This is a genomic window from Saccharopolyspora sp. NPDC002578 (assembly GCF_053592695.1).
Genome location: NZ_JBSFWJ010000065.1, coordinates 1 through 24773, shown reverse-complemented (window position 1 = coordinate 24773; position 24773 = coordinate 1). Strand labels below are relative to the sequence as shown.

The window sequence follows — 24773 nt, the reverse complement described above, 5'->3', positions numbered from 1 at the left end:
GGTGTTCCCGCCCTTGCCGGTCAGTGCGACCGACCCACTCCGCGCGCGAACACGGATCAGACGTGGTCTTCCTCGCCGAGCCGGTGCACCCGGATCAGGTTCGTCGAACCCACGGTGCCAGGCGGGGAACCCGCGACCACGACGACCATGTCGCCGCGCTGCGAACGTCCGAGCGAGAGCATCGCCTGATCCACCTGACGGACCATCTGGTCGGTCGTGTCCACTTTAGGCACGAGGAACGTCTCAGTCCCCCAAGTGAGAGCGAGCTGACTGCGGACCGACTCCTCCGGCGTGAACGCGAGCAGCGGCAGCCGGGTGTGCAGGCGGGCGAGCCGCCGCACGGTGTCGCCGGACTGGCTGAACGCGACCAACGCCTTCGCGCTGAGCCGCTCCCCGATGTCGCGCGCCGCGTAGGAGATGACGCCCCGCTTGGTGCGCGGCACGTGGCTCAGCGGCGGCGGCGTGGGCGATCCGTCCTCCACGGCCTCGACGATGCGGGCCATCGTCTGCACGGTCTCGATCGGGTAGTCCCCGACGCTCGTCTCGCCGGAGAGCATCACCGCGTCGGTGCCGTCGAGCACGGCGTTGGCCACGTCCGAGGTCTCGGCGCGGGTCGGCCGCGAGTTGTGGATCATCGAGTCGAGCATCTGGGTGGCGACGATGACCGGCTTCGCGTTCTCCCGCGCGATCCGGATCGCCTTCTTCTGCACCAACGGGACGTGCTCGAGCGGGAGTTCCACGCCGAGGTCACCGCGGGCGACCATGACGCCGTCGAAGGCCAGCACGATGGCCTCCAGGTTGTCCACCGCCTCCGGCTTCTCCAGCTTCGCGATCACCGGAAGCCGGCGCCCGACGCGGTCCATCACCTGGTGGACCAGGTCGATGTCTGCGGGGCTGCGCACGAACGACAGCGCGATGAAGTCCACGCCGAGTTGCAGGGCGAACTCCAGGTCCGCGATGTCCTTCTCGGACAGCGCGGGCACCGAGACGTCCATGCCGGGCATGGACAGGCCCTTGTTGTCGGAAACAGGTCCGCCTTCGACGACGTCGAGGACGACGTCGTTGCCTTCGACGGCGGAGACGGTCAGGCCGACCTTGCCGTCGTCGACCAGCACCCGGTCGCCGACCTTGGCGTCGGCGGCCAGGCCCTTGTAGGTGGTGGAAACGCGATCATGAGTGCCTTGCACGTCGTCGATCGTGATTCGCACGACGTCGCCGGTGTTCCACTCGACCGGACCGTCCGCGAACTTGCCGAGGCGGATCTTCGGTCCCTGCAGGTCGCCGAGGATGCCCACGGCACGGCCACTTTCCTTCGCGGCCGTCCGCACCAGGTCGTAGACCTGCTGGTGGTCGCCATGGCTGCCGTGGCTGAAGTTCAACCGGGCGACGTCCATTCCGCTGCTGACGAGCTCGGCCACCTTCTCCGGTGAGGCGGTGGCGGGGCCCATGGTACAAACGATCTTGGCTCGTCGACTCACGTTGTGTCAGCCTAGTCTCCTTGGACGCGCGTCGAATACGCAGCCACCTGGAAACGAACCGATCGGGATCTTGCGGTGCTGAATCATTACAGGCCACGGCCCGGTCAGCTGCTCTTCGGTGTGATCTTCGCGATCAGCCTGATCATCTTGTTCACCCCGGCGTCGGGCGTCCCGTCCGCGCCGCCGGGCACCGACAAGGTCGTGCACTTCGTGCTGTTCGCCGCCTTGGCCGCGAGCGGGACCGCCGCCCGCGTCCCCGCCGCCCCGCTCGTGGTGGGGCTCGTCGGGTACGCGGCGCTGTCCGAAGTGCTGCAGGCGGTGCTACCGCTGGGCCGCAGCGGAGACCTGCGGGACGCGCTGGTCGACGTGCTCGGCGCGCTGGTGGCCCTGCTGCTCACCGCCGCCGCTCGGTCGGTCCGACGTGGTCGGCGCACCACTGGTTGAGCTCGCGCAGCTCCCGCCAGCCCTTGCGGACGCGGCTCGCGCACCCCCGCTCGTGCAGCAGGTCGTCCGGTTCCCAACGGCGCGCCGCGTAGAGCGTGCGGTGCCGCAGCAGTTCCAGCCGCGGATGGTCGGCGGGCACGCCGCGCGGGCGGGTGGCGAGGGTGTCGCCGGTGATCTCCCAGCGCGACCCCAACGCGGCCAGGACCTCGCGCAACCGCTCCCCGTGGACCGGCTCGTCCACCGCCGTGCGGTAGCGCGCCAGCTGGTCGGATTCGGTGTGGAAGCAGCCGCCGGCGATCAGCATGCCAGCAGCGCTGACCTCCACGTAGTAGGCCCCGCCGCCGCGCCCCGCTTCGATCACGGCGCCGCAGTGGGTCTTGTACGGCGACTTGTCGGGACTGAACCGCACGTCCCGGTGCGGCCGGAACACCTTGCCCTTGCCGCTCGCGCCGCCGGAGCCGACCCCGGCGGCGAACTCCGGTTCCAGCTCGGCGAGCAGCGCCTCCATCGGAGCCCGCACGTGCTCGCGGTACACCGCGAGCTGATCGCCCCAGTAAGCCTTGGAGTTGTCGGCTTCGAGCCCCTCGTAGAACTCGACGGCACCGTCCCCGAACCCTTCGAAACGCACCCGATCAGCCTATATCGACCGCGATCAGGCACGGGTCGCGCGGGCGACCCGGTCGAGGCGGTCGTGGTGGTCGCGCCACCACTGCTCGTCGCGCGAGGGCAGGTTGTCGTTGCCGGCTCGCCGGCCCGCGGAACCGTCGACGAGTTCGCGGACGATGTCGGCGTGGCCCGCGTGCCGAGCCAGCTCGGCGAGCACGTGGCACAGGATCCGATGCAGGGTCATGCCGCCGCGCTCCGCGGGCCACCACGGCACCCGGCCCGGCGCGTCCAGCGGCAACGCCGCGATCGTCGCGTCCGCGTGCGCCCAAGCCCGGTGGTAGAGCCCGATGATCTGCTCCCGCGTCTCCTCCGCGGTCGCCCACATGTCGTCGTTGTCGGCCCCGTTCTCGATCCACGGCATCGGCTCCGGGAAAGGGCGGTCGAAGACGATGCCGAAGTAGCCCACCGCGACGGTCGCGACGTGCTTGACCAGGCCCAGCAGGTTGGTGCCGGTGGGCGTCAGCGGGCGCCGGACGTCGTACTCGGAGAGCCCGTCGAGCTTCCACAGCAGGGCGTCTCGCTCCTCGCGCAGGTACTGGTGCAGGTCGTCCTTGGCATCGGTTCCGGTCATGCGCGCAGCCTGGCACCGGGCGCCGACATCGCGCTCTCCCTTTTCCCGGCTCGCACCACGGCGGAGGGCTCAGCCGACGTGCACGTCGAGCTCCATTCCGACGTGCCGGTGGTTCCCGACGGGGCACCAGAAATCGTAGGTGCCGCGGGTCAAGGTGACGGTCAGATCCGCGGACTGCCCCGTCTTCACCGTGATGGTGCGCTTGTTCTCCACACCCGGTCCTTTGACCTCCAAGGCGTGCGGCGCGATTCCCCGGTTCACCGCCCGGAACGTGTAGCGACCGGGTGGGAGGTGCGACGGCATCAGCAGCCGGTAATCGACCATCGTCACCGTCACCTTCCGCGGGGAATCGCCCTCGGCCGGTTTCGCGGCGGCACCGGCGGCGACCGCGCCGCCGCAGAGGGCCACGATCATCGTGAACGCGCTGAGCAGCACGATCAGCGTTCGCGACCTCCGCCGGGCCCGGTGGCCGGGGAACTCGTCCTCGGGCAAGTGGAATGGCATCGCGCACACCCCCGGAGCACGTGGAAATGGGGATCCGATGCGCGCGGAGGAACGCCTCCGCGCGATCACCGGGCCCGTTCTACGACCGTTCCAGCGTAATTCCGCGGGCACGCCGGGTCGTGCCCGCGCGAAGGCCGCTGTGACACCCGGGAACCGCCGGGGGAATTGTGGCGCCACCGCACCCGGAAACGGTCCGAAAGTCCCGCAATTTCCGATGACACCGCTCGCCGCCGCCCGTTAACGTGCCGACATGATCACCGACGTGGCCCGCGCGCACGGACTGGACGTGCGCGTCGACGAGGTGAACGAGACCGGCTGGGACTTCCGCGTGCACCTCGCGACCGCCCGCGACGGGACGCGGTGGGTCCTGCGGGAACCGCGCCGGGCGGGCGTCGCGGCGCGCCTACCCGCCGAGGGCAGGCTGCTGGAGGTGCTGCGGCCACGGCTGCCGGTGGAACTGCCGCGCTGGGAGATCCGCGCTCCCGACCTGGTCGCCTACCGGCGGTTGAGCGGCGAGCCGCTGGCGGCCGAGGACCCGCTCACGCTCGACGTGGATTTCGGAACGGCCGACGAGGACTACCTGGTGCGGCTCGGCGAGGTCATCGCGGCGCTGCACGGCACGCCACCGCACCTGCTGGCGTCCACCGGCGTCGAAGCCGGCGGGCCGCGGGCGCTGCGGGCGGAGATCGACGCCGAACTCGCCGAAGGGGTCGCCCTGCTGCCCGTTCCGGAGCACCGGGCGCGGCGGTGGCGCAACTGGCTCGCCGACGACCGGTACTGGCTCGGCGCGGGCGTTCCCGTGCACCGGGACCTGAGCCCGAACCACATCCTGGTCGACGGGGCGGGGAGGCTCGTCGGGCTGCTGGACTGGGCGGACGCGGCCATCGACGACCCAGCGCAGGACTTCGCCGCCCCTTGCGCCGCCTTCGGGCCGGACGGGCTGCGACGCCTGCTGACCGCCTACACCGCCGCCGGCGGGAACGCGCGGGAATCGCTGCACGAGCACGTCGTGGAACTCGCCGAGTTCCGGCGCACCGTCTCGCTCGGACTGCACGGGCTACGCGCCGGACAGGCCCGCTTCGTCGATCTCGCGCGCTCCAGGTTGACCTTGGCAAGCCGTTGACCTGCAAGATCGCCCCGACCGACAGGGCGAAGCCGGGTTAGGCTCGGGGCGTGGTCTCCAGTGCGCGGTCGGCCCGCGTCCGCGAGTCGGCGGGCAACCTACCGGTCGACGTCACCAGCTTCGTCGGCCGGCGACATGAGATCACCCGGACCAAACGCCTGCTCGCCGAATCCCGGCTGGTCACCCTCACCGGCCAGGGCGGGGTCGGCAAGACCCGGCTGGCGTTGCGGGTGGCCTCCAGCATGCGGCGGATCTTCCGGGACAAGGCGTGGTGCGTGGGCCTGGAGGAGCTCCGCGACGGCACCCTGCTCGCCGAAGCCGCCATCGAACAGCTCAGCCTCGGCGGACCGTCCTCGGGCACCGACGTGGACGCCGTCGTCGAACACCTGCGGCACCGGGAGATGCTGCTGGTGCTGGACAACTGCGAGCACGTCATCGAGGACGCCGCGCTGTTCGTGGATTCGGTGCTGCGCTGGTGCCCAGGCGTGCGCATCCTCGCCACCAGCAGGCAGTCGCTGGGCGTGGCCGGGGAGGCGACGCTGGTGGTGCCGCCGATGCAGATCCCCGACCTCGACGACCCGCCACCACCGGAGTCCTACGAGCAGTTCTCCTCGGTGCGGCTGTTCTTGGACCGGGCGCGCTCGACCGTGCCGGAGTTCGAGGTCACCGCCGAGGACGGCGCCGTGCTGATGCGGCTGTGCGCGCGGCTCGACGGCAACCCGCTGGCGATCGAGCTCGCCGCGGTGCGGCTGCGGTCGCTGTCGCTGCAGCAGCTGGAGGAGCGGCTCGTCGAGCGCTACAACCTGCTCAGCGAGGGGCGCCGCGGCGCGCCGCCGCGGCAGCAGAGCCTGCGGGCGCTGATCGACTGGAGCTACGAGCTGTGCTCCGAGCAGGACCGGATCGCGTGGGCGCGGGTGTCGGTGTTCGCCGGGAGCTTCGGGCTGGCCGCCGCCGAGCACGTGGCCAGCAACGGGCTCAGCCGCGTCGACGTGCTGGGCTCGATGCACTCGCTGGTGGACCAGTCGATCCTGGTGCGCGAGGAAGAAGCCGGTGAGGTGCGGTTCCGGTTGCTGCACGCGCTGCGCGACTACGGCCAGGAACGACTCGACGCCTCCGGGGAGCGGCAGCGGGTGCTGGCCCGCCACCACGAGTGGTACGCGGAGCTCGCCGACCGGTTCGCGGCGGACTGGCTCGGCCCGCACCAGACGGCGTGGGTGCGAGAACTGCGGCTGGACCTGGACAACCTGCGGCTCGCGCTGGACACGGCGGCGCACGAGCGGCGCACCGCGGCGGGCGCGCTGCGGCTGGCGTCGCGGCTCACGCCGTTCTGGAGCATCCGCGGGCTCAACGGGGAGGCGCGGCACTGGCTGGAGACGGCGCTCGAACACGTCCCGCCGGACACCCCGGAGCGGCCCGCGGGCCTGCGGGCCACCGCGTGGTTCGCGCTGCTGCAGGGCGACACCTCGACCGCCCTGCCGCTGCTGGAGGAGGCGGCGGCGCTGGCCGCCGAGCACGACGACGAGTACGAGCTGGCGCACGTGACGCAGATCCGGGGCATGGCGGCGTTCTTCCGCGACGACCTCGCCGAGGCCGAGGAGCTGCTCGCGGACGCGCTCGGCCGGTTCCGGGACCTGGAGGCGGTCTACGGGGAATGGTTCGGGTTGTTCGCGCTGGGCCTGGTCAAAGGGCTCCGCGGCGATCGGGACAGCGGGATCGCGCTGCTGCGGGAATGCATCGAGGCGGCGACCGGGCGCGGTGAACTGCTGTGGCGGTCGGCGGCACTGTGGGCGAGCGCGCACATCGAGATCCTGCGCGGGGCCTCGGCGCGCGCGGAGACGGCCGCGAAGGAGGCGCTGCGGTTGCAGCGCACGCTGGACAACCGGCTCTCCAGCGCGTTCACCATCGACATCCTGGCGTGGATCGCGCACGGGCTGGGTCGCGACGAGCGGGCGGCCCGCCTGTTCGGGGCGGCGTCGGCGGTGTGGGACGCGGTGCGCGCCGCACCCGAGTACTACGGGCGGTTCCAGTCCTCGCACGACGAGAACGAGCAGGGCGCGCGCCGCGCGCTGGGCGACCGCGCCTACCGGGAGGCCTTCGACCGCGGCTACGAGATGTCGCCGGAGTCGGCGGTGGACTACGCGCTGGAGCTCAAGCGGACGACGCGCAGCGTCGCCCCGGACGAGCTGACCGCGACGACGCTGACCAAACGGGAGCGGGAGATCGCCGAACTCGTCGCGCAGGGCAGGACGAACAAGGAGATCGCAGAGACGCTGGTCATCGCGCAGCGCACCGTGGAAGGCCACGTGCAGCACATCCTGACCAAGCTCGACTTCTCCTCCCGCGCCCAGATCGCCGGCTGGCTGGCGGGACGACGTTCTTCTTGACGTGAGCACCCGGCGGCGGGAAGGCTCGGCCGCCGACGCCGGGCCCTCGCCGCACCGGTCGTCGCCGCGTACCGATCGGCTCGGAGATCGCCGCACCCGTCCGCCTCCGACCCCCGGTCACCGGTGTACTCCGCGTGACGGGAAACGGGTTTCCCACCACGCGGATCTACGAAAGTAGGTACCTGCACACGTGGAAACCGCGATGTAGGCATACGGGCGGTGAGGGACTGTTGGTCCTCGTGAGTTCCCCCGACCACACCTTCCCCGAGGCCCTGACCACCCCCGACAGCACCACCGGCCCCAAGTCCCCGACCGCGCTGCTGCACCGGCTCCACGACAAAGCGGTCCCCGCGCTGCGGGAGCTGTGGAGCACCAGCGAAGCCATCGGCGCGCACCGCCTCACCCCGAAGATGCGGACCGCCCAGATCGCCGCCTCCGTCGTCGCCACCGGCGTGCTCAGCGCCGTGCTCGGCGGAGCCCCCGCGGCGGAACACACCCCCGAACCCCGCGCCGCCGCCCCGGTGGCCGGGCACGTCCAGCCCGGACCGGTGAGTCCCCCGAACACCGGTCCGGCGCTGGGCGGTGCGCCCGCCGACCCCGTGGGCGGCTGGATCAGCCAGGCCACGGCGGTGCTGGAAGCGCACGGCGTGCCCCGCGACCAGATCGACCCGGCGGCGCTGCGCACGATCATCGAGCACGAGTCCGGCGGCGACCCGATGGCCGCCAACGACTGGGACTCGAACGCGTCGGCGGGCACTCCGTCGAAGGGCCTGATGCAGACGATCGACCCGACGTTCCACTCGTTCGCGGTGCCGGGTCACCAGGACATCTGGAACCCGGTGGACAACATCGTGGCCGCGACCCGGTACTCCATCGACCGCTACGGCTCGGTGTCGAACGTGCCCGGCGTCGTCGGCGTCGGCTCCGGCGGTGGCTACGAGGGCTACTGATCGCCCTGCTGCTCGGTGGTGAGGCGTTCGAGGGTCCCCTCGAACGCCTCCTGCACCAGTTCCCGCATCGCCGACTCGGCGCGTTCGTGATCGCCGCCGCGGATGCATTCGGCGATCTCACAGTGCAGCCGGACCGCGAGCGGCTTCGGGTGCTCCGGCATCAGGCCGTGCCCGGTGCGCCAGCGCAGCACCTCGCCGAACACGTCGCGCAGCTGCGCGAACATCTCGTTGCCGGACGCGGCCAGCACCAGGCCGTGGAAGTCGACGTCGGCCTCCAGGAAGGTCTCCAGGTCGCCGGAGCGGGCGGTGGCCACCATCCGCTCGGCCAGGCCGACGAGGCGGGCGGCCTGCTCGTGGTCGGCGTGCCTGGCCGCCGCCGCGGCGGCGACGGGTTCGACGGCGGTGCGCAGCTCCACCAGGGTCCGGACCTGCGCGGACCGGTCCACCGCGAGCAGCCAGCGGATCAGCGCCGGGTCGAAGGTGTTCCACTCGGCGCGCGGACGCACCACGACGCCGACGCGCTTGCGGCTGACGACCAGCCTGATCGACGCGAGCGTGCGCACCACCTCGCGGGCGACGCTGCGGGAGATGCCGAAGCGCTGCTCCAGCCCGTCGATGCGCAGCACGGTGCCGGGCGGGTGCTCGCCCGCGCTGATCTCGTGGCCGAGCACGTCGACCACCTGCCCGTGCAGTCCGCCGCTCACCAGGCTCCCCTCGTCCGTTCGCTTCAACTTAGGAGTCCTTTCAGCATGACCTTCGTGGCGGGTCGCTCTGCGGAACCTCAGTGGCTTCGCCGCTGCGGGATCTTTTTCCCAAGTGGCTCCGCCACGAGGGAAAAAGCCGTCCTCGCGAGGAAGCCACTGAGAACCCGCCGGTGGTCGTTGTGCTCAAGCCGGTCACTGCTCAGCGGCTTCGCCGGCTGACAAGAAAAGACCAAAAGATCATTCGCAAGGGCTCCTCATCTGGTCTCCGGACCGCTCGGCCCGCGGGGTGGCTGCGGCCGAGTGGCGGCAGGACGCGGGCCGTTCGGAGCCGGTCGTCGCCCGCACTATGCCTCGTGACTCGGTTAACAGAGCAGACTTAATCGGTTCATGAGCCGGAAAAGTCATACTTTTCAGCGATCTGCTCTTAAGGTGGGCCGCGCACCGAGCTCAGCGAGGAGCCCCTCATGCCTCTGATGTCCCTGCCCGTCGCGGGCACCCTGCTCGCGCAGGCACCACCCGGCGCCTGGAGCGGCCACGACACCCGGCTGCTGGCCGCCGCGGTCAGCGGCATCGCCGTGATCGTCGTGCTGATCAGCTGGGTGAAGATGCACCCGTTCCTGGCGCTGGCGCTGGGCGCCACCACGCTCGGCGTGGTCGCCGGGATGCCGTTCGAAGACCTCGTCGAGACGTTCACCGACGGGCTCGGCAAGACCGTCGGCGACGTCGGTCTGCTGGTCGCGCTGGGCGCGATGCTGGGCAGGCTGCTCACCGACACCGGCGGCGCCCAGCAGATCGTGGAGACGGTGCTCGAACGCACCACCCGGCGCACCCTGCCGTGGGCGATGGTGTTCATCGCCGCGCTGCTCGGGCTGCCGATGTTCTTCGAGGTCGGCGTGGTGCTGCTGGTGCCGATCGTGGTGATGGTCGCCGCCCGCTCCGAACAGCCGATGCTGCGGATCGGGATTCCCGCGCTGGCGGGGCTGTCCATCCTGCACGGCCTGGTGCCGCCGCACCCCGGCCCGCTGGCCGCGGTGGACGCGCTCGGCGTGGACCTCGGCACCACCCTCGCGCTGGGCATCGTCGTGGCCATCCCGACGGCCGTGGTGGCCGGCCCCGTGTTCGGCTCGTTCATCGCCAAGCGCGTGGAGCTGCCCCCGGCCTCGACGCTGCTGGGCAAGACGCCCGGCCCGGACGACGAAGGCAGGCGGCCCGGTTTCGCCCTGTCCGTGGTGATGCTGCTGCTGCCGGTCGTGCTGATGCTCGGCAAGTCCGTCGCCGACCTCGCCCTGACCGAAGGCAGCCTCGGCTACGTCGCGCTGGACACGCTGGGCACCCCCGTGGTCGCGCTGACGCTGACCGTGCTGATCGCGATGGCCACGCTCGGGCCGCGCTCCGGGCTGGGGCGCACCGCGCTGTCCGGCATCGTCGGCGGTTCGCTGCCGCCGGTCGCGGGCATCATCCTCATCGTCGGCGCCGGCGGCGGGTTCAAGGAGACCCTGGTCGAATCCGGGGTCAACACCATGATCACCGACGTGGCGGCGGGCGCGCACCTGTCGCCGCTGCTGCTGGCCTGGCTGATCGCGGTCGGCATCCGGGTCGCGACGGGCTCGGCGACGGTGGCGACCATCTCCGCGGCCGGGATGGTGGCGCCGCTGGTCGTGGGGCTGGACCCGGTGCACGGGGCGCTCGTGGCGCTGGCCATCGGCTCCGGTTCGCTGTTCCTGTCGCACGTCAACGACGCCGGGTTCTGGCTGGTCAAGGAATACTTCGGGATGACCGTCGGGCAGACGCTCAAGACCTGGTCGGCGATGGAGACGATCCTGTCGGTCGTGTCGTTCGTGGTCATCGTCCTACTGGACCTGCTGCTGTAGAGCGGCGAAGGGCCGGTTGAGGTGCCGCCGCGGCGACTCCGGTCGCTGCGGCGGCACAGTGCCGTCCGGTTGCCGCAGCGACCTTGGTCCGTCTTGGGTGCCTCCGGAGCAGCACGGGCGTCTTTGATCTTGTCGTTCCAGGTGAGCGGCGTTGTTGGTCGTTGTCTTGTCAGTGGCGGAGCCGCTGAGCAGTGATCAGCCTGAGCAGGACGACCACCGGCGGGTTCTCAGCGGCTTCCTCGCGAGGACAGCGATTTCGTGGTGTAGGGCTGCTACATGAGAAATCGATCCCGCAACGAGGAAGCCGCTGAGGTTCCGCTGAGCGACCCACTACTCAAGCCTCAAAGACAGGTTCCGGGGTGCCGTCGCAGCGGGACGGGGTGGTCATCGAGTGCCGGTATGATGGTTGGTCGGACTCTCGCCGGGGACGCATTCACGGCCCGTCGGCACCTCCGGTCCGACACATCATGTGAGCACAAGGTGGAGCCAAGTTGTCCAACGCCCGAGCAGATCGGGGACCCGACCGCACCGACGACCTGACCGCCGAGCAGCAGTACGTCTCGACGCTCTACGACAAACTCGACGAACTCCGCCGGGACGCCACGAAACGGCTCACCGACACGCTGCGCCAGACCGGCGGCACGCCGCAGGCGCGCACCGAACGCGACATCTCCACCACCATGTACACCGACAAGCTGACCCAGCTCAGCGCGGTGGAGCACGGGTTGTGCTTCGGGCGGCTCGACCTCGACAGCGACGAGGTGTTCCACATCGGACGCCTCGGCCTGTTCGACGAGGAACGCGAGTACGAACCGCTGCTGATCGACTGGCGCGCGCCGGCGGCCCGGCCGTTCTACCTGGCCACCGCCGCCGCCCGCGACGGCGTGTGGCGGCGCCGCCACCTGCGCAGCAAGTGGCGCACCGTGGTCGACCTCGAAGACGAGATCCTCGACCTCGACGCCGGTGAGCAGGGCAGCGACCTCGGCCTCGCCGGGGAGGCGACGCTGCTGGCGGCGCTGGACGCGCGGCGCACCGGGCAGATGGGCGACATCGTCGCCACCATCCAGGCTGAGCAGGACCGCATCATCCGAGCCCCCATGAACGGGGTGCTGGTCGTGCAGGGCGGTCCCGGCACCGGCAAGACGGCGGTGGCGCTGCACCGCGCGGCGTACCTGCTCTACACCTACCGCGAGCAGCTCACCAAGCGCGGCGTGCTCGTCGTCGGGCCGAACTCGACGTTCCTTCGCTACATCGGCCAGGTGCTGCCGTCGCTCGGCGAGACGGGCGTGCTGCTGTCCACCGCCGGAGAACTGTTCCCCGGCGTCTCCGCCACCGCCCCCGAATCCGCGGAGGCCGCGGAGATCAAGGGCCGCGGCGTGATGGTGAACGTGCTCAACTCGGCCGTGCGCGACCGCCAGCGGGTCCCGAAGGAACCCATCGAGGTCCTGTTCGACCGAGAACCGCTGTCGGTGGGCAAGAACCTCGTCTCGAACGCCCGCAGCCGCGCCCGCCGGTCCCGCAAGCCGCACAACCACGCGCGCAAGATCTTCCGCAAGGAGATGATCTCGGGCCTGACCAACCAGGTCGCCGACCGGCTCGGCCGGGACCTGCTGGACCGGCGCGACCTCGACGACATCGGCGCCGAACTGCGCGCCGACGACGCGGTCACCGAGGTCCTCGACTCGCTGTGGCCGCAGCTGACGCCGCAGCAGCTGCTCGACGACCTGCTCAGCACGCCGAAGCGGCTCACCACCGCCGCCCGCAAGCACCTCACCGACCAGGAACGCCAGGCGCTGCTGCGCGCACCCGGTTCGGACTGGACGCCCGCCGACGCGTCGCTGCTGGACGAACTGGCCGAACTGCTCGGCGAGGACGACACGAAGGCCCGCGAGGAGCAGGCCCGCCAGGAACGCGAGGAGCTCGCCTACGCCCAGGGCGTGCTGCACCTGATGGAGCAGGACGAGGAGATCGCCGACGAGGAACGGCTGCGGGTCTCCGACGTGCTCGACGCCGAACTGCTCGCGCAGCGCCACCGCACCCGCAGCGACCTCACCGCCGCCGAACGCGCCGCCGAGGACCGCACCTGGACGTTCGGGCACGTCATCGTCGACGAGGCGCAGGAGCTCTCGACGATGGCGTGGCGGGTGCTGATGCGCCGCTGCCCGAGCCGGTCGATGACGCTGGTCGGCGACATCGCGCAGACCGGTGCGCTCGGCGGCGCGGCCTCCTGGCACGAGGTGCTCTCGCCATACGTGATGGACCGGTGGCAGCTCGCCGAGCTGACGGTGAACTACCGGACCCCCGCGGAGATCATGTCGGTGGCCGCCGACGTGCTCGCGGCTATGGACACCGACCTGGAACCGCCGGCGTCGGTGCGCACCAGCGGGCACGCGCCGTGGACCCGGCAGGTGCCGGAGTCGGACCTGCCCGCGGTGCTGCCGGAACTGGTGCGCGCCGAACTCGACGCCGTCGACGGCACGCTCGCCGTGCTGCTGCCGCCGGAACACCTCGACGAAGTCGGCGCTCGGATCGCCGAGCAGGTGCCGGAAGCGGAAGTCGGCGACCAGCAGGACGAGCTGGAAGCGCGGGTCGTGGTGCTCACCGTGGACCAGGTCAAGGGCCTGGAGTTCGACTCGGTGCTGGTGGCCGACCCGGACCGGATACTGGGCGAGTCCGCGCGCGGGCTCAACGACCTGTACGTGGCGCTCACCCGATCCACCCAGCGCCTCGGGGTCGTGCACACCTCGGGGGTGCCGTCGGTGCTCGGGGGACTCGCGTAGGGGGCCCGCGGTCTCGGTGTTCTTCTCGCACGGGCGGCTCCGCCGCGCCCGGCGGTGCTGTCCTCGCGAGAAGAACGCCGAGCACCCGCCTGCTCGGGCGCGGGCTCAGGCCGTGACCACTCGGCTCGTGAGCTCGCCGATGCCGTCGATCTCGGCGACCAGCGCGTCGCCCGGTTCGATCGGGCTGATCGTGCCGGGAGCGCCGGTGAGGACCACGTCCCCCTTGTTCAGCTCGACCAGCGTGGACAGGTGGGACAGGGTTTCCGGGATGCCGCGGACCAGGTCCGCGGTGGAGCCCGCCGCGACCCGCTCACCGTTGCGGCGCAACGTGATCGCCGCGTCCGCGGGGTCGAACCGCGTCTCGATCCACGGGCCCAGCGGCGTGAACCCGCGCCTGCTCTTCGCCGCCGTCGACAGCGGATCGCGGCGCTGCTCGTCGCGGGCCGTGACGTCGAGCGCGATCGTGTAGCCGAGCACGCGGGTCAGCACCAGCTCCGGATCGGCCTGCCAGATCGGCGATCCCACGACCACCGCCAGTTCGGCCGCGGCCTCCACCAGGCCGATCCCGGACGGCAGCGGAATCGCACCGCCCGGCCCCACCACGCTGCCCACCGCCTTCAGGAACGTCGCCGGTGGCAGCACCTCGCCCGTCTCGTCGACCCGGCTCGCCACGCCGAACACCGTGCCCGGCAGCACCGGCGCCAGCAACGACTCGGGGCTGCGGAACGGGTCGCCGATCGGCACCTCCGCGGTGGGTTCCGGCAGCGGGTGCAGCACCCCGCCCACCAGCGCCCCGGACTGGGGGCCGGACGCGGCCTGGTAGCGCACCAGTCTCATGCGACGCACTCCACGAGTAGTAGGGATTCCGTTCGGTCCGGAACGCGGCGCGCCGAGCCCGTGCGGTGCCGTGCGGCCATCCCATCAGGTAGGTGCCACCGCAACCAACGGTCCACGGAGGAATCGGCGAGACCGTGAACTCCCTCACGCGCCCGGCGGTGGCGGAGATCTCGGCCGCGCGGAGAACGGGTCGCTCGCCGGGCCCCGCCGCACGACCTCGTGAGATTCTCGGGCCCCGCCGGATATCCGGTGGGTGGCCGCGAGATGAGCGATCATCGTCCGGCGGTCGGCGACGAGAGAGGTGAGCGCGGTGGCGGTGCCGGCGGAGTCGGCGGCGGACGTGCGGACGTTGTGGGACTACCACGACCTCCGGCAGGAACCGCGCCGCTGCGACGTGGGCGTGGGCCTCGGCAGCCACGACCTCGGCGTCGCGACGCGCACCGCCGAGCTCTACCACCAGGGCTGGTTCCCGCGGATCGTGTTCACCGGCGCCAACGCGCCCACCACCGTCGAGCGGTTCCCGCGCGGCGAGGCGGTGCACTTCCGGGAGCACGCGCTGGAACTCGGCGTCCCGGAGGCGGCCATCGAGGTCGAGACCGCGGCCACGAACACCGGGGAGAACATCGAGTTCACCCGCGCGCTGCTGGCAGAGCAGGGCCTGCTGCACGCCCGGATCATGTTGATCTCACGCCCCTACCAGCAGCGCCGCGCCCTCGCGACGGCCCGGAAGCGCTGGCCCGAAGCCGAATTCCGCTGCGCCGCGACCGCGCAGTCGCTGGAGGAGCACGTCGAGAGCATCGGCGACGCGGACCGGGTGATCGCCATGCTGGTGGGCGACACGCAACGCATCACCCGCTACGCCGAGCTCGGCTTCGCCGTGGCGCAACCCGTGCCCGCGGAGGTGCGCGCCGCCTACCTGCGGCTCGTCGACGCCGGATACACGGCGCGCCTCGTCCGGGACTGACCGGTCGCACCGCCCCGCCGGGCGGGGCGGTGCGACGGGGTCGGCTACACCACCGCCAGCGGCAGCGCCGTCGGGTGCACCGGGGACGGCAGGTCGGAGGCACCGGTGAGGTGCGCGTCCACCGCGTTCGCCACCGACCGGCCCTCCGCGATCGCCCACACCACCAGCGACGCCCCGCGGTGCGCGTCACCGCAGACGAACACGCCCGGCGCGGAGGTCTCCCAGTCGGAGCCGCAGCCGATGGTGCCGCGACCGGACAGCTCGATGCCGAGGCCGTCGAGCAGCGGCATGTGCTCCACGCCCTCGAAGCCGATGGCCAGCAGCGCCAGGTCGCACGGCAGCTCCTGCGGGGCGTCGGAGACGGGCACGACCTGCCGCTTGCCGTCGGCGTCGCGCTCCACGCGCACCTCGCGCAGCCGCACCGCGCGCACGTGGCCCTCGTCGTCGCCGACGAACTCCTCCACGGCGACGGCGAACTTCCGCTCCCCCGCCTCCTCGTGCGCCGGGTAGGTGCGCAGCACGTACGGCCACGTCGGCCACGGCGACAGGTCGTCGTCGCGCCGCGTCGGCGGCTGCGGGTACTGGTCGAGCTGCGTCACGCTCAGCGCGCCCTGGCGGGTCGCGGTGCCGTAGCAGTCGGCACCGGTGTCGCCGCCGCCGATGACGACGACGTGCTTGCCGCGCGCGGAGATCGGCGTCGGGCCGTCGCCCTCGACCTCCTTGTTCGCCGGCACCAGGTGCTCCATCGCCAAGTGCACGCCGTCGAGGTCCCGGCCGGGCACCGCGCGGTCGTCCCGGCCGCGCAGCGCGCCCACCGCGAGGACCACCGCGTCGTGGTCCGCCCGCAGCTGCGGCACCGTCACGTCGGCGCCGACCTCGCAGCCGGTGACGAACCTGGTGCCCTCGGCGCGCATCTGCCCCAACCGGCGGTCCAGGACGGACTTCTCCATCTTGAACTCGGGAATCCCGTAGCGGAGCAGGCCGCCGAGGCGGTCGTCGCGCTCGTAGACGGTCACCTCGTGCCCGGCGCGGGTGAGCTGCTGGGCCGCGGCGAGCCCCGCGGGCCCGGAACCGACGACGGCCACCCGGTGGCCGGTGCCGACCTCGGCGGGCTGCGGCTGCACCTGGTCGTGCTCCCAGCCGACCTCCGCGATGGTCTCCTCGACCCGCTTGATCGTCACCGCTCCCCCGGCGTCCGGGGAGATCGCCAGCACGCACGCCGCCTCGCAGGGGGCCGGGCAGAGCTTGCCGGTGAACTCGGGGAAGTTGTTCGTCGCGTGCAGCCGCTCGCTCGCCTGGTCCCAGTGGCCGCGGCGGACCTGGTCGTTCCACTCCGGGATGAGGTTGCCCAGCGGGCAGCCCGCGGAACCGGAGTGGCAGAACGGGATGCCGCAGTCCATGCAGCGCGCCGCCTGCGTGGACACCTCCGCCTTTCGGTCTGATGTGGACAGTGCCGCGTAGACCTCGCGCCAGTCGCCGAGCCGCTCGTCGTAGGAGCGCTTCGGGGCCTCGGCCCGGGAGAACTTCAGGAAACCCTTCGGGTCAGCCACGGGACGCCTCCATGATCGCCTCTTCGACGTCGCGGCCCTCGGAACGGGCCAGCCGCATCGCCTCCAGCACCCGCGCGTAGTCGCGCGGCATGATCTTCGCGAACGCGGCCGAGCGCCGCGTCCAATCGCCCAGCAGCGACGCCGCCACCGTCGACCCGGTGCACTCGTGGTGGCGCCGCACGACGTCGTGCAGCCAGCGCAGGTCCTTCGCCGTCGGCTGCTGCACGTCCACCATCGCCGTGTTCACCCGCACCGGATCCAGGTCCAGCACGTAGGCGATGCCACCGGACATGCCCGCCGCGACGTTGCGCCCGGTACCGCCGAGCACCACGGCGCGACCACCCGTCATGTACTCGAAGGCGTGGTCCCCGGCGCCCTCGGCGACGGCCGTGGCACCCGAGTTGCGCACGCAGAACCGCTCACCGACCTGCCCGCGCAGGAAGAGCTCGCCCGCCGTGGCGCCGTAGCCGATCACGTTGCCCGCGATCACCTGGTCCTCCGCGGCGAACGCCGAAGCCGGATCGGGACGCACCACCACGCGCCCACCGGACAGGCCCTTGCCGACGTAGTCGTTGGCGTCGCCGATCATCTCCAGCGTCACGCCCGGCGGCAGGAACGCGCCCAGCGACTGGCCCGCCGAACCCTCCAGCTCCACGTGGATCGTGTCGTCGGGCAGGCCGTCGCCGCCGAAGCGGCGGGTGACCTCCGCGCCCAGCAAGGTGCCGACGGTCCGGTTCACGTTGCGCACCGGCAGCCGCAGCCGCACCGGGTGCGCGTCCTCCAGCGCCGCCTCCGCCAGCTGGATCACCGTGCGGTCCAGGGCGTGCTCCAGCCCGTGGTCCTGCTCGCGCACCCGCCGGCGCACCGGCGAATGCGGCGCCTCCGGCTCCGCGAACACCGGCGTCAGGTCCAGGCCCGTCGTCTTCCAGTGCTCCACGGCCTCATCGGTGCGCAGCGCGCCGACCTGGCCGATCGCCTCGTCCAAGGTGCGGAAGCCGAGCCGCGCCAAGTGCTCGCGGACCTCCTCGGCGACGAACTCGAAGAAGTTCACCACGTGCTCGACCTGGCCCGTGTAGCGCTGGCGCAGCTCCGGGTTCTGGGTCGCCACGCCCACCGGGCAGGTGTCGAGGTGGCAGACGCGCATCATCACGCAGCCCTCGACGACCAGCGGGGCGGTCGCGAAGCCGTACTCCTCGGCGCCCAGCAGCGCCGCGATCACCACGTCGCGGCCGGTCTTCATGCCCCCGTCGACCTGCACCGTGATCCGATCCCGCAGACCGTTGAGCAGCAGCGTCTGCTGCGTCTCGGCCAGCCCGATCTCCCACGGCGTGCCCGCGTGCTTGAGCGAGGTCAGCGCCGCCGCACCGGTCCCGCCGTCGTGGCCGGAGATGAGCACCACGTCGGCGTGCGCCTTGCTCACACCCGCCGCGACCGTGCCCACGCCGACCGAGCTGACCAGCTTCACGTGCACCCGCGCCCGGTCGTTGGCGTTCTTCAGGTCGTGGATGAGCTGCGCGAGGTCCTCGATCGAATAGATGTCGTGGTGCGGCGGCGGCGAGATCAACCCGACGCCCGGCGTGGAGTGCCGCGTCTTCGCGATCCACGGGTACACCTTGTGCGCGGGCAGCTGACCGCCCTCGCCCGGCTTCGCGCCCTGCGCCATCTTGATCTGCACATCGGTGGCGTTGACCAGGTATTCGCTGGTCACGCCGAACCGGCCGGAGGCGACCTGCTTGATGCCGGAGCGGCGCTCGTCGTCGTAGAGCCGGTCGGCGTCCTCCCCGCCCTCACCGGAGTTGGAGCGGCCGCCGATGCGGTTCATCGCGACGGCCAGCGTCTCGTGTGCCTCCGCGGAGATCGCGCCGTAGCTCATGCCGCCGGTCGCGAACCGCTTCATGATCTCCGAGATCGGTTCGACCTCGTCGATCGAAATCGGCTCCCGGCCGCTGCTGAGCTCGAACATGCCGCGCAACGTGCCGCCCTGGCGGGCCAGCCGGTCGCACTCGGCGGTGTAGGACCGGTACGCCTCGACCTTTCGGGTCTTCGTGGCGTGCTGGAGCAGGAACACCATCTCCGGCGAGAACAGGTGCAACTCACCCTCGCGGCGGTAGGAGTACTCGCCGCCGACCTCCAACCTGCGGTGCGCCCGCTCGGTCGGGTTCTCCGGGTAGGCGCGGCGGTGCCGCTGCGCGACCTCCTCGGCCAGCACCTCCAGCTCGACCCCGCCGAGCTGCGTTCCGGTGCCGGTGAAGTACTCCGCGACGAGCTCCTTCGACAAGCCCACCGACTCGAAGATCTGCGCGGCCGTGTAGGCGCCGACGGTGGAGATGCCCATCTTCGACATCACCTTCAGCACGCCCTTGACCAGCGCCTGCACGTAGTTGCGGATCGCCACCCGCGGCCGGATACCGGTGATCTGGCCCGTCGAGATCATGTCCTCGATCGTCTCGAAGGCCAGGTACGGGTTGACCGCGGCGGCGCCGAACCCGAGCAGCGCGGCGATGTGGTGCACCTCGCGGGCGTCGCCGCTCTCCACCACCAGCGCGACCTTCAAACGCTCCTTGGTCCGCACCAAGTGGTGGTGCACGGCGGAGACCAGCAGCAACGACGGGATCGGCGCCATCCGGTGATCGGAATCCCGATCGGAGAGCACTAGTACCCGTGCGCCCGCGCTGATCGCCTCGGAAGCCTCCTGGCGCACCCGTTCGACGGCCTCGGCCAACGCCTCGCCACCACCGCCGGCCTCGTACAGGCCGGAGAGCACGGTGCAGGCGAAACCGGGCAGGTCCCCGTCGGAGTTGATGTGGATGAGCTTCGCCAGCTCATCGTTGTCGATCACCGGGGTGGGCAGCACGACGTGCCGGCAGGACGCCGCGACGGGCTCCAGCAGGTTCTGCTCCGGCCCCATCACGCGCGCCACCGACGTGACGATCTCCTCCCGGATCGCGTCCAGCGGCGGGTTCGTGACCTGCGCGAAGTGCTGCACGAAGTAGTCGTAGAGCAGCCGGGAGCGCTGCGAGAGCGCGGCCTGCGGCGTGTCCGAACCCATCGAGCCCAGCGGCTCGGCGCCACCGGAGGCCATCGGCGCCAGCAGCAGCGCCAGCTCCTCCTCGGTGTAGCCGAACGTGAGCTGGCGGCGCACCACCGACTCGTGGCTCTGCACCACGTGCTCGCGATCCGCGAGCTGCCCCAGGTTCAACTGGCCCGCGTGCAGCCACTCCTCGTAGGCGTGCTGCTCGGCCAGCGCCGTCTTGATCTCGTCGTCGTCGACGACGCGGCCCTGCTCGGTGTCGATCAGGAACATCCGGCCCGGCTGCAACCGGCCCTTCGCGACGACCTCCTCCGGCTTCAGGTTCAGCACACCCGACTCGCTGGCCAGCACCACGCGGTCGTCGGCGGTGCGCCACCACCGCGCCGGGCGCAGCCCGTTGCGGTCCAGCACCGCGCCCACCAGCGAACCATCGGTGAACGTGACGCAGGCGGGCCCGTCCCACGGCTCCATCAGGCCCGCGTGGAACCGGTAGAACGACTTGCGCTTCGGATCCATCTCGGCGTGGTTCTCCCACGCCTCCGGGATCATCATCAGCACCGCGTGCGGCAGGCTCCGCCCGCCCAGGTGCAGCAGCTCCAGCACCTCGTCGAACGAGGCCGAGTCCGAACCGTCGTCGGCGCAGATCGGGTACAGCCGGGACAGGTCGCCGGGGATCACGTCGGAGGCCAGCAGCGCCTCCCGCGACCGCATCCGGTTCCGGTTCCCGCGGATCGTGTTGATCTCGCCGTTGTGCGCCATGTAGCGGAACGGGTGCGCCAGCGGCCACGACGGGAAGGTGTTCGTGGAGAAGCGGCTGTGCACCACCGCGATCGCCGACGCCAGCCGCTCATCGGTGAGGTCCGGGAAGAACAGCGGCAGCTGCTCGGTGGTGAGCATCCCCTTGTAGACCAAGGTGCGCGCCGACAGCGACGCGAAGTACAGCTCGGCGCCCGACCGAGCCGACTCCCGCTCGGCGCGCTTGCGCAGGCAGAACGCCAAGCGGTCCAGCTCCAGCCCGGCCTCGCCCGCGAGGCCCTCGACCAGCAGCATCGAGAAGTGCGGCATGCACTCCAGCGCGGTCGTGCCGACCCCCGCGCGCTCCGGCGTGATCGGCACATCCCGCCAGCCCAGCACGCGCAGGCCCTCCTCGGCGGCGAGGCGTTCCACGAGGGACACCGCCGCCGCGCGGCGCTGCGGGTCCACCGGCAGGAACCCGATGCCCGCGGCGTAGCGCGCCCGGCCCGCCCCGTCCGGCTCCGGCAGGTCGAAACCCGGACATGAGCGCAGCAGCTCGTCCGGCAGCTGCACCAGCAGCCCCGCACCGTCACCGCTGGTCGGTTCCGCCCCAGCGGCCCCGCGGTGATCGAGATTCGCCAGTGCGGTCAACGCGTCGGCCACGATGCCGTGCGAACGACGGCCCTGGACGTCGGCCACCATGGCGACACCGCAGGAATCGTGCTCGGCAGCGGGGTCGTACAGACCCTGCGTGGCGGGAAAGGCAGAGAAGACCACTGCGCAAACCTCCCTCGTCGGTTCTCGTGCTGGGAGAACACCGCGAAGCGCGCGATGATCTCTTCCGGGCACGGGACGACGCTGGCCCGCGTGGGCGTCCGGCGCTGGACGGATGATCGGCCGAGCCGGGCAAGGGCACCGCACTCGGCGAAAGCAGGTCCGGTCGGCGAGCCGGAACGCTGCGGTGGACCGCGTCGGCTCCAGCGGAGAGCACCGCCGTTCCGGCGGGCGGAGCGGTCGGATTCTTCAAGCACCAGGCCACGACGGGCACCCTTGCCACGACCGGAGTTCGTCGAACCTTAACAAGCACGATACCCGGAAGCAGCACCGCAAGTCAGCTCTCCGCCGACGTGAATATTCCGACTTCCCGGCGAACGGCGCCACCCCGCGCAGGTCGACGGCCGGGGTGCGCACCCGGCGTCCGCGAGCGACGATCAGTTCCTGGTATCTTTCCAGCTCGGGGCGCTCGTGGCAGCGAATTCCGGTGCGTTCGCGCGCGGCGTCGCCGCCAGCCACCGCACCCGGCGCGCACACGTGGCGCACCGGCCCGACCACGAGGACGTCATGCTCGGGTTCCGCCGCATTCCCGCCCTGCTGCTGGCCGTGCTGGCCCTGCTGTTCGCCGGCACCTCGTGCGCCACGCGCACACCGTCGCCCGCACCGGAAGCCCCGGTCGAAGACCCGGCCGCCGCGTTCCCCGCGCAGATCACCATCGAAGGCCAGGAACCGGTCACGCTGCCCCAGCAGCCCAAGAGCATCGTGTCGCTGAGCCCCACCGCCACCGAATCGCTCTACGCCATCGGCGCCGGCGAGCAGGTCAAGGCCACCGACCAGTTCTCCGACTTCCCGCAGCACGCGCCGCGCACCGACCTCAACGGCCTCACCAGTGACGCCGCGGCCGTCGCCGGCCACGACCCGGACCTCGTCATCGCCCCCGAAGGCGCCGGCAAGCTCGTCGAAGGACTTCACGAGCTGGAGATCCCCGTGCTGGTCACGCCGTCCGCGGCGTCCCTCGACGAGGCGTACGCGCAGATCGAGACCCTCGGCCAGGCCACCGGGCACAGCAGGCAGGCCCACGACGTGACGCGGCGGATGCGCGACGACATCGCCAAGATCGTCGCCGACACCCCGAAGCCGCCGGAGCCGCTGAGCTACTTCCACGAAGTCAGCCCGGACTTCTACACCACCACCTCGCACAGCTTCATCGGCGGCGTGTACGGGCTGTTCGGCCTCACCAACATCGCCGACGAAGCGGGCGGCGCGGGCAACGACTTCCCGCAGCTCGCCCAGGAACGCATCGTGCAGGCCGACCCCGACCTGATCTTCCTGGCCGACGCGAAGTGCTGCGGCGCCACGCCGCAGTCCGCCGCCACCCGGCCCGGCTGGGACACGCTCACCGCCGTGCGGGAGAACCGCGTCATCGCCCTCGACGACGACATCGCCGGCCGGTGGGGACCGCGCGTGGTCGACCTGGTGCGTTCGGTCAGCGACACCGTGGCCCGCACCCAGCGTCCTTGAGCTCGCGGCTGCGGCCGGGCCCGCTGCTGGCGGGAGTCGCGGCGCTGCTGCTGGCACTGCTCGGCTCGGTGCTGCTGGGGGCCGCCGACCTCGGGTGGACGCGGGTGCTCGGGGAGATCTGGGCGCAGCTCACCGGCGGGCACTCGCCGCTGTCCGAGCGGGAAGCCGCGATCCTCTGGCGGCTGCGAGTGCCGCGCGCCGTGCTCGGAGCCCTGGTCGGGGCCGCGCTCGGGGTGTCCGGCGCCGCCTTCCAAGGCGTGTTCCGCAACCCGCTGGCCGACCCGTACCTGCTCGGCGCGGCCGGCGGCGCCGGGCTCGGGGTGACGCTCGTGATCACCATGCTGCCGCAGGCCGGATCGGCGCCCGGCGCGGCGCAAGCAGCCGCGTTCGCCGGAGCGCTCGGCGGCGTGGCGCTGACCTGGCTGCTGGGGCGCTCCGCGGGCAACGACGCGGCGACGCTGGTGCTCGCCGGAGTCGCCGTCGGCGCCTTCCTCGCCGCCGGGCAGACCTTCCTGCAGCAGCTGCGGCTGGAGAGCCTGCAACAGGTCTACCTCTGGATCTTGGGCCGGTTGAGCACCGCGGGCTGGTCGGACGTGCTGCTGGTGCTGCCGCTGCTGCTCGTCTCCGGAGCCGTGCTGTGCGCCTGCGGGCGGCTGCTGGACCTGCTCGGCACCGGCGACGAAGAGGCCGCCTCGCTCGGCGTGCACCCCGGCCGGGCCCGCGCCGTGGTGCTGGTGGCCGCATCGCTGGCCACCGCCGCCGCCGTGTCCGTGGCCGGGCTGATCGGATTCGTCGGGCTCGTCGTACCGCACCTCGTGCGGCTGGCCTTCGGCGGGACCTACCGCATCATCGTGCCGCTGTCGCTGCTGTTCGGCGGCGCCTTCCTGGTGCTGGCCGACGTGCTCGCGCGAACCGCGCTCGCCCCCGCCGAACTGCCCATCGGCGTGATCACCGCGTTCACCGGAGCACCGTTCTTCGCGGTGCTGCTGCACCGGAGCAGGCGCGCGTGAACGATCTGCGGATCAGCGACCTCACCGCCGGATACCGGCGGCGCACCGTGCTGACCGAGATCTCCGCGCACGTCCCCGGCGGCGGCTGGCTCGGCATCATCGGCCCCAACGGCTCCGGCAAGTCCACCCTGCTCAAAGCCATCGCCGGCCTGCTGCGCCACGAAGGCACCGTGCTCATCGGCGGACGCCCGCTGCACGACACCGGACGCCGGGAACGGGCCCGGCTGCTCGGCTACGCCCCGCAGATCCCGCAGCTGCCACCAGGACTCACCGTCACCGACTACGTGCTGCTGGGCCGCACCCCGCACCTCGGGCCGCTCGGCCGCGAAGGACGCACCGACCGGGAAGTGGTGGGGCGAATCCTGGAACGCCTCGACCTGACCCGGCTCGCCACCCGCCCGCTCACCGAGCTCTCCGGCGGGGAACGGCAACGAGCCGTGCTCGGGCGGGCGCTGGCGCAGCGCGCCGGAGTGCTGCTGCTCGACGAACCCACCACCGGCCTCGACATCGGCCACGCCCAAGCGCTGCTGGACCTCGTCGACGAACTGCGCCGCGAACTCGGCACCACCGTCGTCACGACCCTGCACGACCTGACGATCTCCGCGCAGTACGCCGAGAACCTGCTGCTGCTCGCCGACGGCCGCGTCGCCGTGCACGGCACACCCGCCGAAGTGCTCACCCCCGCCGTGCTCACCGACCACTACGACGCCCGAGCCACCGTCCTCACTGGTCCCGACGGTTCCCCGGTTGTCGCTCCTGTTCGGGGTCGGTCTGATCAGGTGGGCGGGTAGCGGAACCTCAGGTGTCTTCTCGCTGCGGGATCTTTTTCCCAAGTGGCTCCGCCACGAGGGAAAAAGCTGTCCTCGCGAGAAGACA

The 24773-nt window shown here is 71.7% G+C and carries 18 protein-coding genes; 10 read left to right on the top strand and 8 right to left on the bottom strand.

The window, feature by feature from the left end; genetic code table 11:
* Positions 1–56 precede the first annotated feature (56 nt).
* Positions 57–1478: a pyruvate kinase gene (gene pyk, locus ACWD38_RS24270; RefSeq protein ID WP_184481209.1), complete on the bottom strand. Its 1422-nt coding sequence runs from the start codon at positions 1476–1478 to the stop codon at positions 57–59.
* Positions 1479–1553: 75 nt separating this feature from the next.
* On the opposite strand from pyk, the gene ACWD38_RS24265 reads away from it, so the two are divergent.
* Positions 1554–1922 carry a VanZ family protein gene (locus ACWD38_RS24265; protein ID WP_184481211.1) on the top strand — a complete coding sequence of 123 codons (369 nt, stop codon included), beginning with the start codon at positions 1554–1556 and terminating at the stop codon, positions 1920–1922.
* On the opposite strand, the gene ACWD38_RS24260 is transcribed toward ACWD38_RS24265, so the two are convergent.
* From ACWD38_RS24260 to ACWD38_RS24250, 3 genes are all read right to left on the bottom strand, one after another.
* The gene (locus ACWD38_RS24260; protein ID WP_450124967.1) at positions 1873–2550 is read right to left on the bottom strand and encodes a DUF2461 domain-containing protein; all 678 of its coding nucleotides are present in this window, start codon (positions 2548–2550) and stop codon (positions 1873–1875) included. The genes ACWD38_RS24265 and ACWD38_RS24260 overlap by 50 nt on opposite strands.
* Before the next feature lie 24 nt (positions 2551–2574).
* Positions 2575–3159: a DinB family protein gene (locus ACWD38_RS24255; RefSeq protein ID WP_450124966.1), complete on the bottom strand. Its 585-nt coding sequence runs from the start codon at positions 3157–3159 to the stop codon at positions 2575–2577.
* A gap of 69 nt (positions 3160–3228) precedes the next feature.
* Positions 3229–3663 carry a hypothetical protein gene (locus ACWD38_RS24250; protein WP_246457037.1) on the bottom strand — a complete coding sequence of 145 codons (435 nt, stop codon included), beginning with the start codon at positions 3661–3663 and terminating at the stop codon, positions 3229–3231.
* Between the two features lie 250 nt (positions 3664–3913).
* Here ACWD38_RS24250 and ACWD38_RS24245 point away from each other — a divergent pair, with 250 nt between their 5' ends.
* The 3 genes from ACWD38_RS24245 to ACWD38_RS24235 all read left to right on the top strand — a co-directional run bounded on the left by ACWD38_RS24245 (position 3914) and on the right by ACWD38_RS24235 (position 8120).
* Positions 3914–4786 carry a macrolide 2'-phosphotransferase gene (locus tag ACWD38_RS24245; protein ID WP_450124965.1) on the top strand — a complete coding sequence of 291 codons (873 nt, stop codon included), beginning with the start codon at positions 3914–3916 and terminating at the stop codon, positions 4784–4786.
* Positions 4787–4836: 50 nt separating this feature from the next.
* Positions 4837–7170, top strand: a complete 2334-nt coding sequence (locus tag ACWD38_RS24240) for an ATP-binding protein (RefSeq protein WP_450124964.1) — start codon at positions 4837–4839, stop codon at positions 7168–7170.
* 239 nt (positions 7171–7409) lie between these two features.
* The gene (locus ACWD38_RS24235; protein WP_343071517.1) at positions 7410–8120 is read left to right on the top strand and encodes a transglycosylase SLT domain-containing protein; all 711 of its coding nucleotides are present in this window, start codon (positions 7410–7412) and stop codon (positions 8118–8120) included.
* Here the strand turns inward: ACWD38_RS24235 and ACWD38_RS24230 are convergent.
* Positions 8114–8851 carry a FadR/GntR family transcriptional regulator gene (locus tag ACWD38_RS24230; RefSeq protein WP_246457039.1) on the bottom strand — a complete coding sequence of 246 codons (738 nt, stop codon included), beginning with the start codon at positions 8849–8851 and terminating at the stop codon, positions 8114–8116. The genes ACWD38_RS24235 and ACWD38_RS24230 overlap by 7 nt on opposite strands.
* A gap of 437 nt (positions 8852–9288) precedes the next feature.
* Between ACWD38_RS24230 and ACWD38_RS24225 the strand changes: the two genes are divergently transcribed.
* Both ACWD38_RS24225 and ACWD38_RS24220 read left to right on the top strand, forming a co-directional pair.
* Positions 9289–10695, top strand: coding sequence for a GntT/GntP/DsdX family permease (locus tag ACWD38_RS24225; RefSeq protein ID WP_246457041.1), 1407 nt, complete (start codon positions 9289–9291; stop codon positions 10693–10695).
* Between the two features lie 491 nt (positions 10696–11186).
* A complete protein-coding gene (locus tag ACWD38_RS24220) occupies positions 11187–13475 on the top strand; it encodes a HelD family protein (RefSeq protein ID WP_184481219.1) in 2289 nt (762 codons plus the stop codon).
* Positions 13476–13580: 105 nt separating this feature from the next.
* Here the strand turns inward: ACWD38_RS24220 and ACWD38_RS24215 are convergent, their stop codons facing one another.
* Positions 13581–14312, bottom strand: a complete 732-nt coding sequence (locus ACWD38_RS24215) for a fumarylacetoacetate hydrolase family protein (RefSeq protein ID WP_184481221.1) — start codon at positions 14310–14312, stop codon at positions 13581–13583.
* Between the two features lie 310 nt (positions 14313–14622).
* Here ACWD38_RS24215 and ACWD38_RS24210 point away from each other — a divergent pair, with 310 nt between their 5' ends.
* Complete coding sequence (locus ACWD38_RS24210) at positions 14623–15276, top strand: YdcF family protein (protein ID WP_450124963.1); 654 nt, start codon at positions 14623–14625, stop codon at positions 15274–15276.
* 44 nt (positions 15277–15320) lie between these two features.
* On the opposite strand, the gene ACWD38_RS24205 is transcribed toward ACWD38_RS24210, so the two are convergent.
* Positions 15321–16826, bottom strand: a complete 1506-nt coding sequence (locus ACWD38_RS24205) for a glutamate synthase small subunit (RefSeq protein ID WP_184481225.1) — start codon at positions 16824–16826, stop codon at positions 15321–15323.
* Positions 16819–21369 (bottom strand): glutamate synthase large subunit, encoded by a 4551-nt coding sequence (gltB, locus tag ACWD38_RS24200; protein ID WP_450124962.1) that lies wholly within the window; start codon positions 21367–21369, stop codon positions 16819–16821. Before gltB ends, ACWD38_RS24205 begins: the two co-directional genes overlap by 8 nt.
* 468 nt (positions 21370–21837) lie before the next feature.
* Here gltB and ACWD38_RS24195 point away from each other — a divergent pair, with 468 nt between their 5' ends.
* The 3 genes from ACWD38_RS24195 to ACWD38_RS24185 are packed head-to-tail and all read left to right on the top strand — an operon-like array spanning position 21838 to position 24688.
* Positions 21838–22887, top strand: a complete 1050-nt coding sequence (locus tag ACWD38_RS24195; RefSeq protein WP_450124961.1) for an ABC transporter substrate-binding protein — start codon at positions 21838–21840, stop codon at positions 22885–22887.
* On the top strand, positions 22884–23897 hold the full coding sequence (locus tag ACWD38_RS24190) for a FecCD family ABC transporter permease (RefSeq protein WP_450124960.1): 1014 nt from the start codon (positions 22884–22886) through the stop codon (positions 23895–23897). Before ACWD38_RS24195 ends, ACWD38_RS24190 begins: the two co-directional genes overlap by 4 nt.
* Positions 23894–24688 carry an ABC transporter ATP-binding protein gene (locus ACWD38_RS24185; protein ID WP_450124959.1) on the top strand — a complete coding sequence of 265 codons (795 nt, stop codon included), beginning with the start codon at positions 23894–23896 and terminating at the stop codon, positions 24686–24688. Before ACWD38_RS24190 ends, ACWD38_RS24185 begins: the two co-directional genes overlap by 4 nt.
* The last annotated feature ends 85 nt before the right edge of the window (positions 24689–24773 follow it).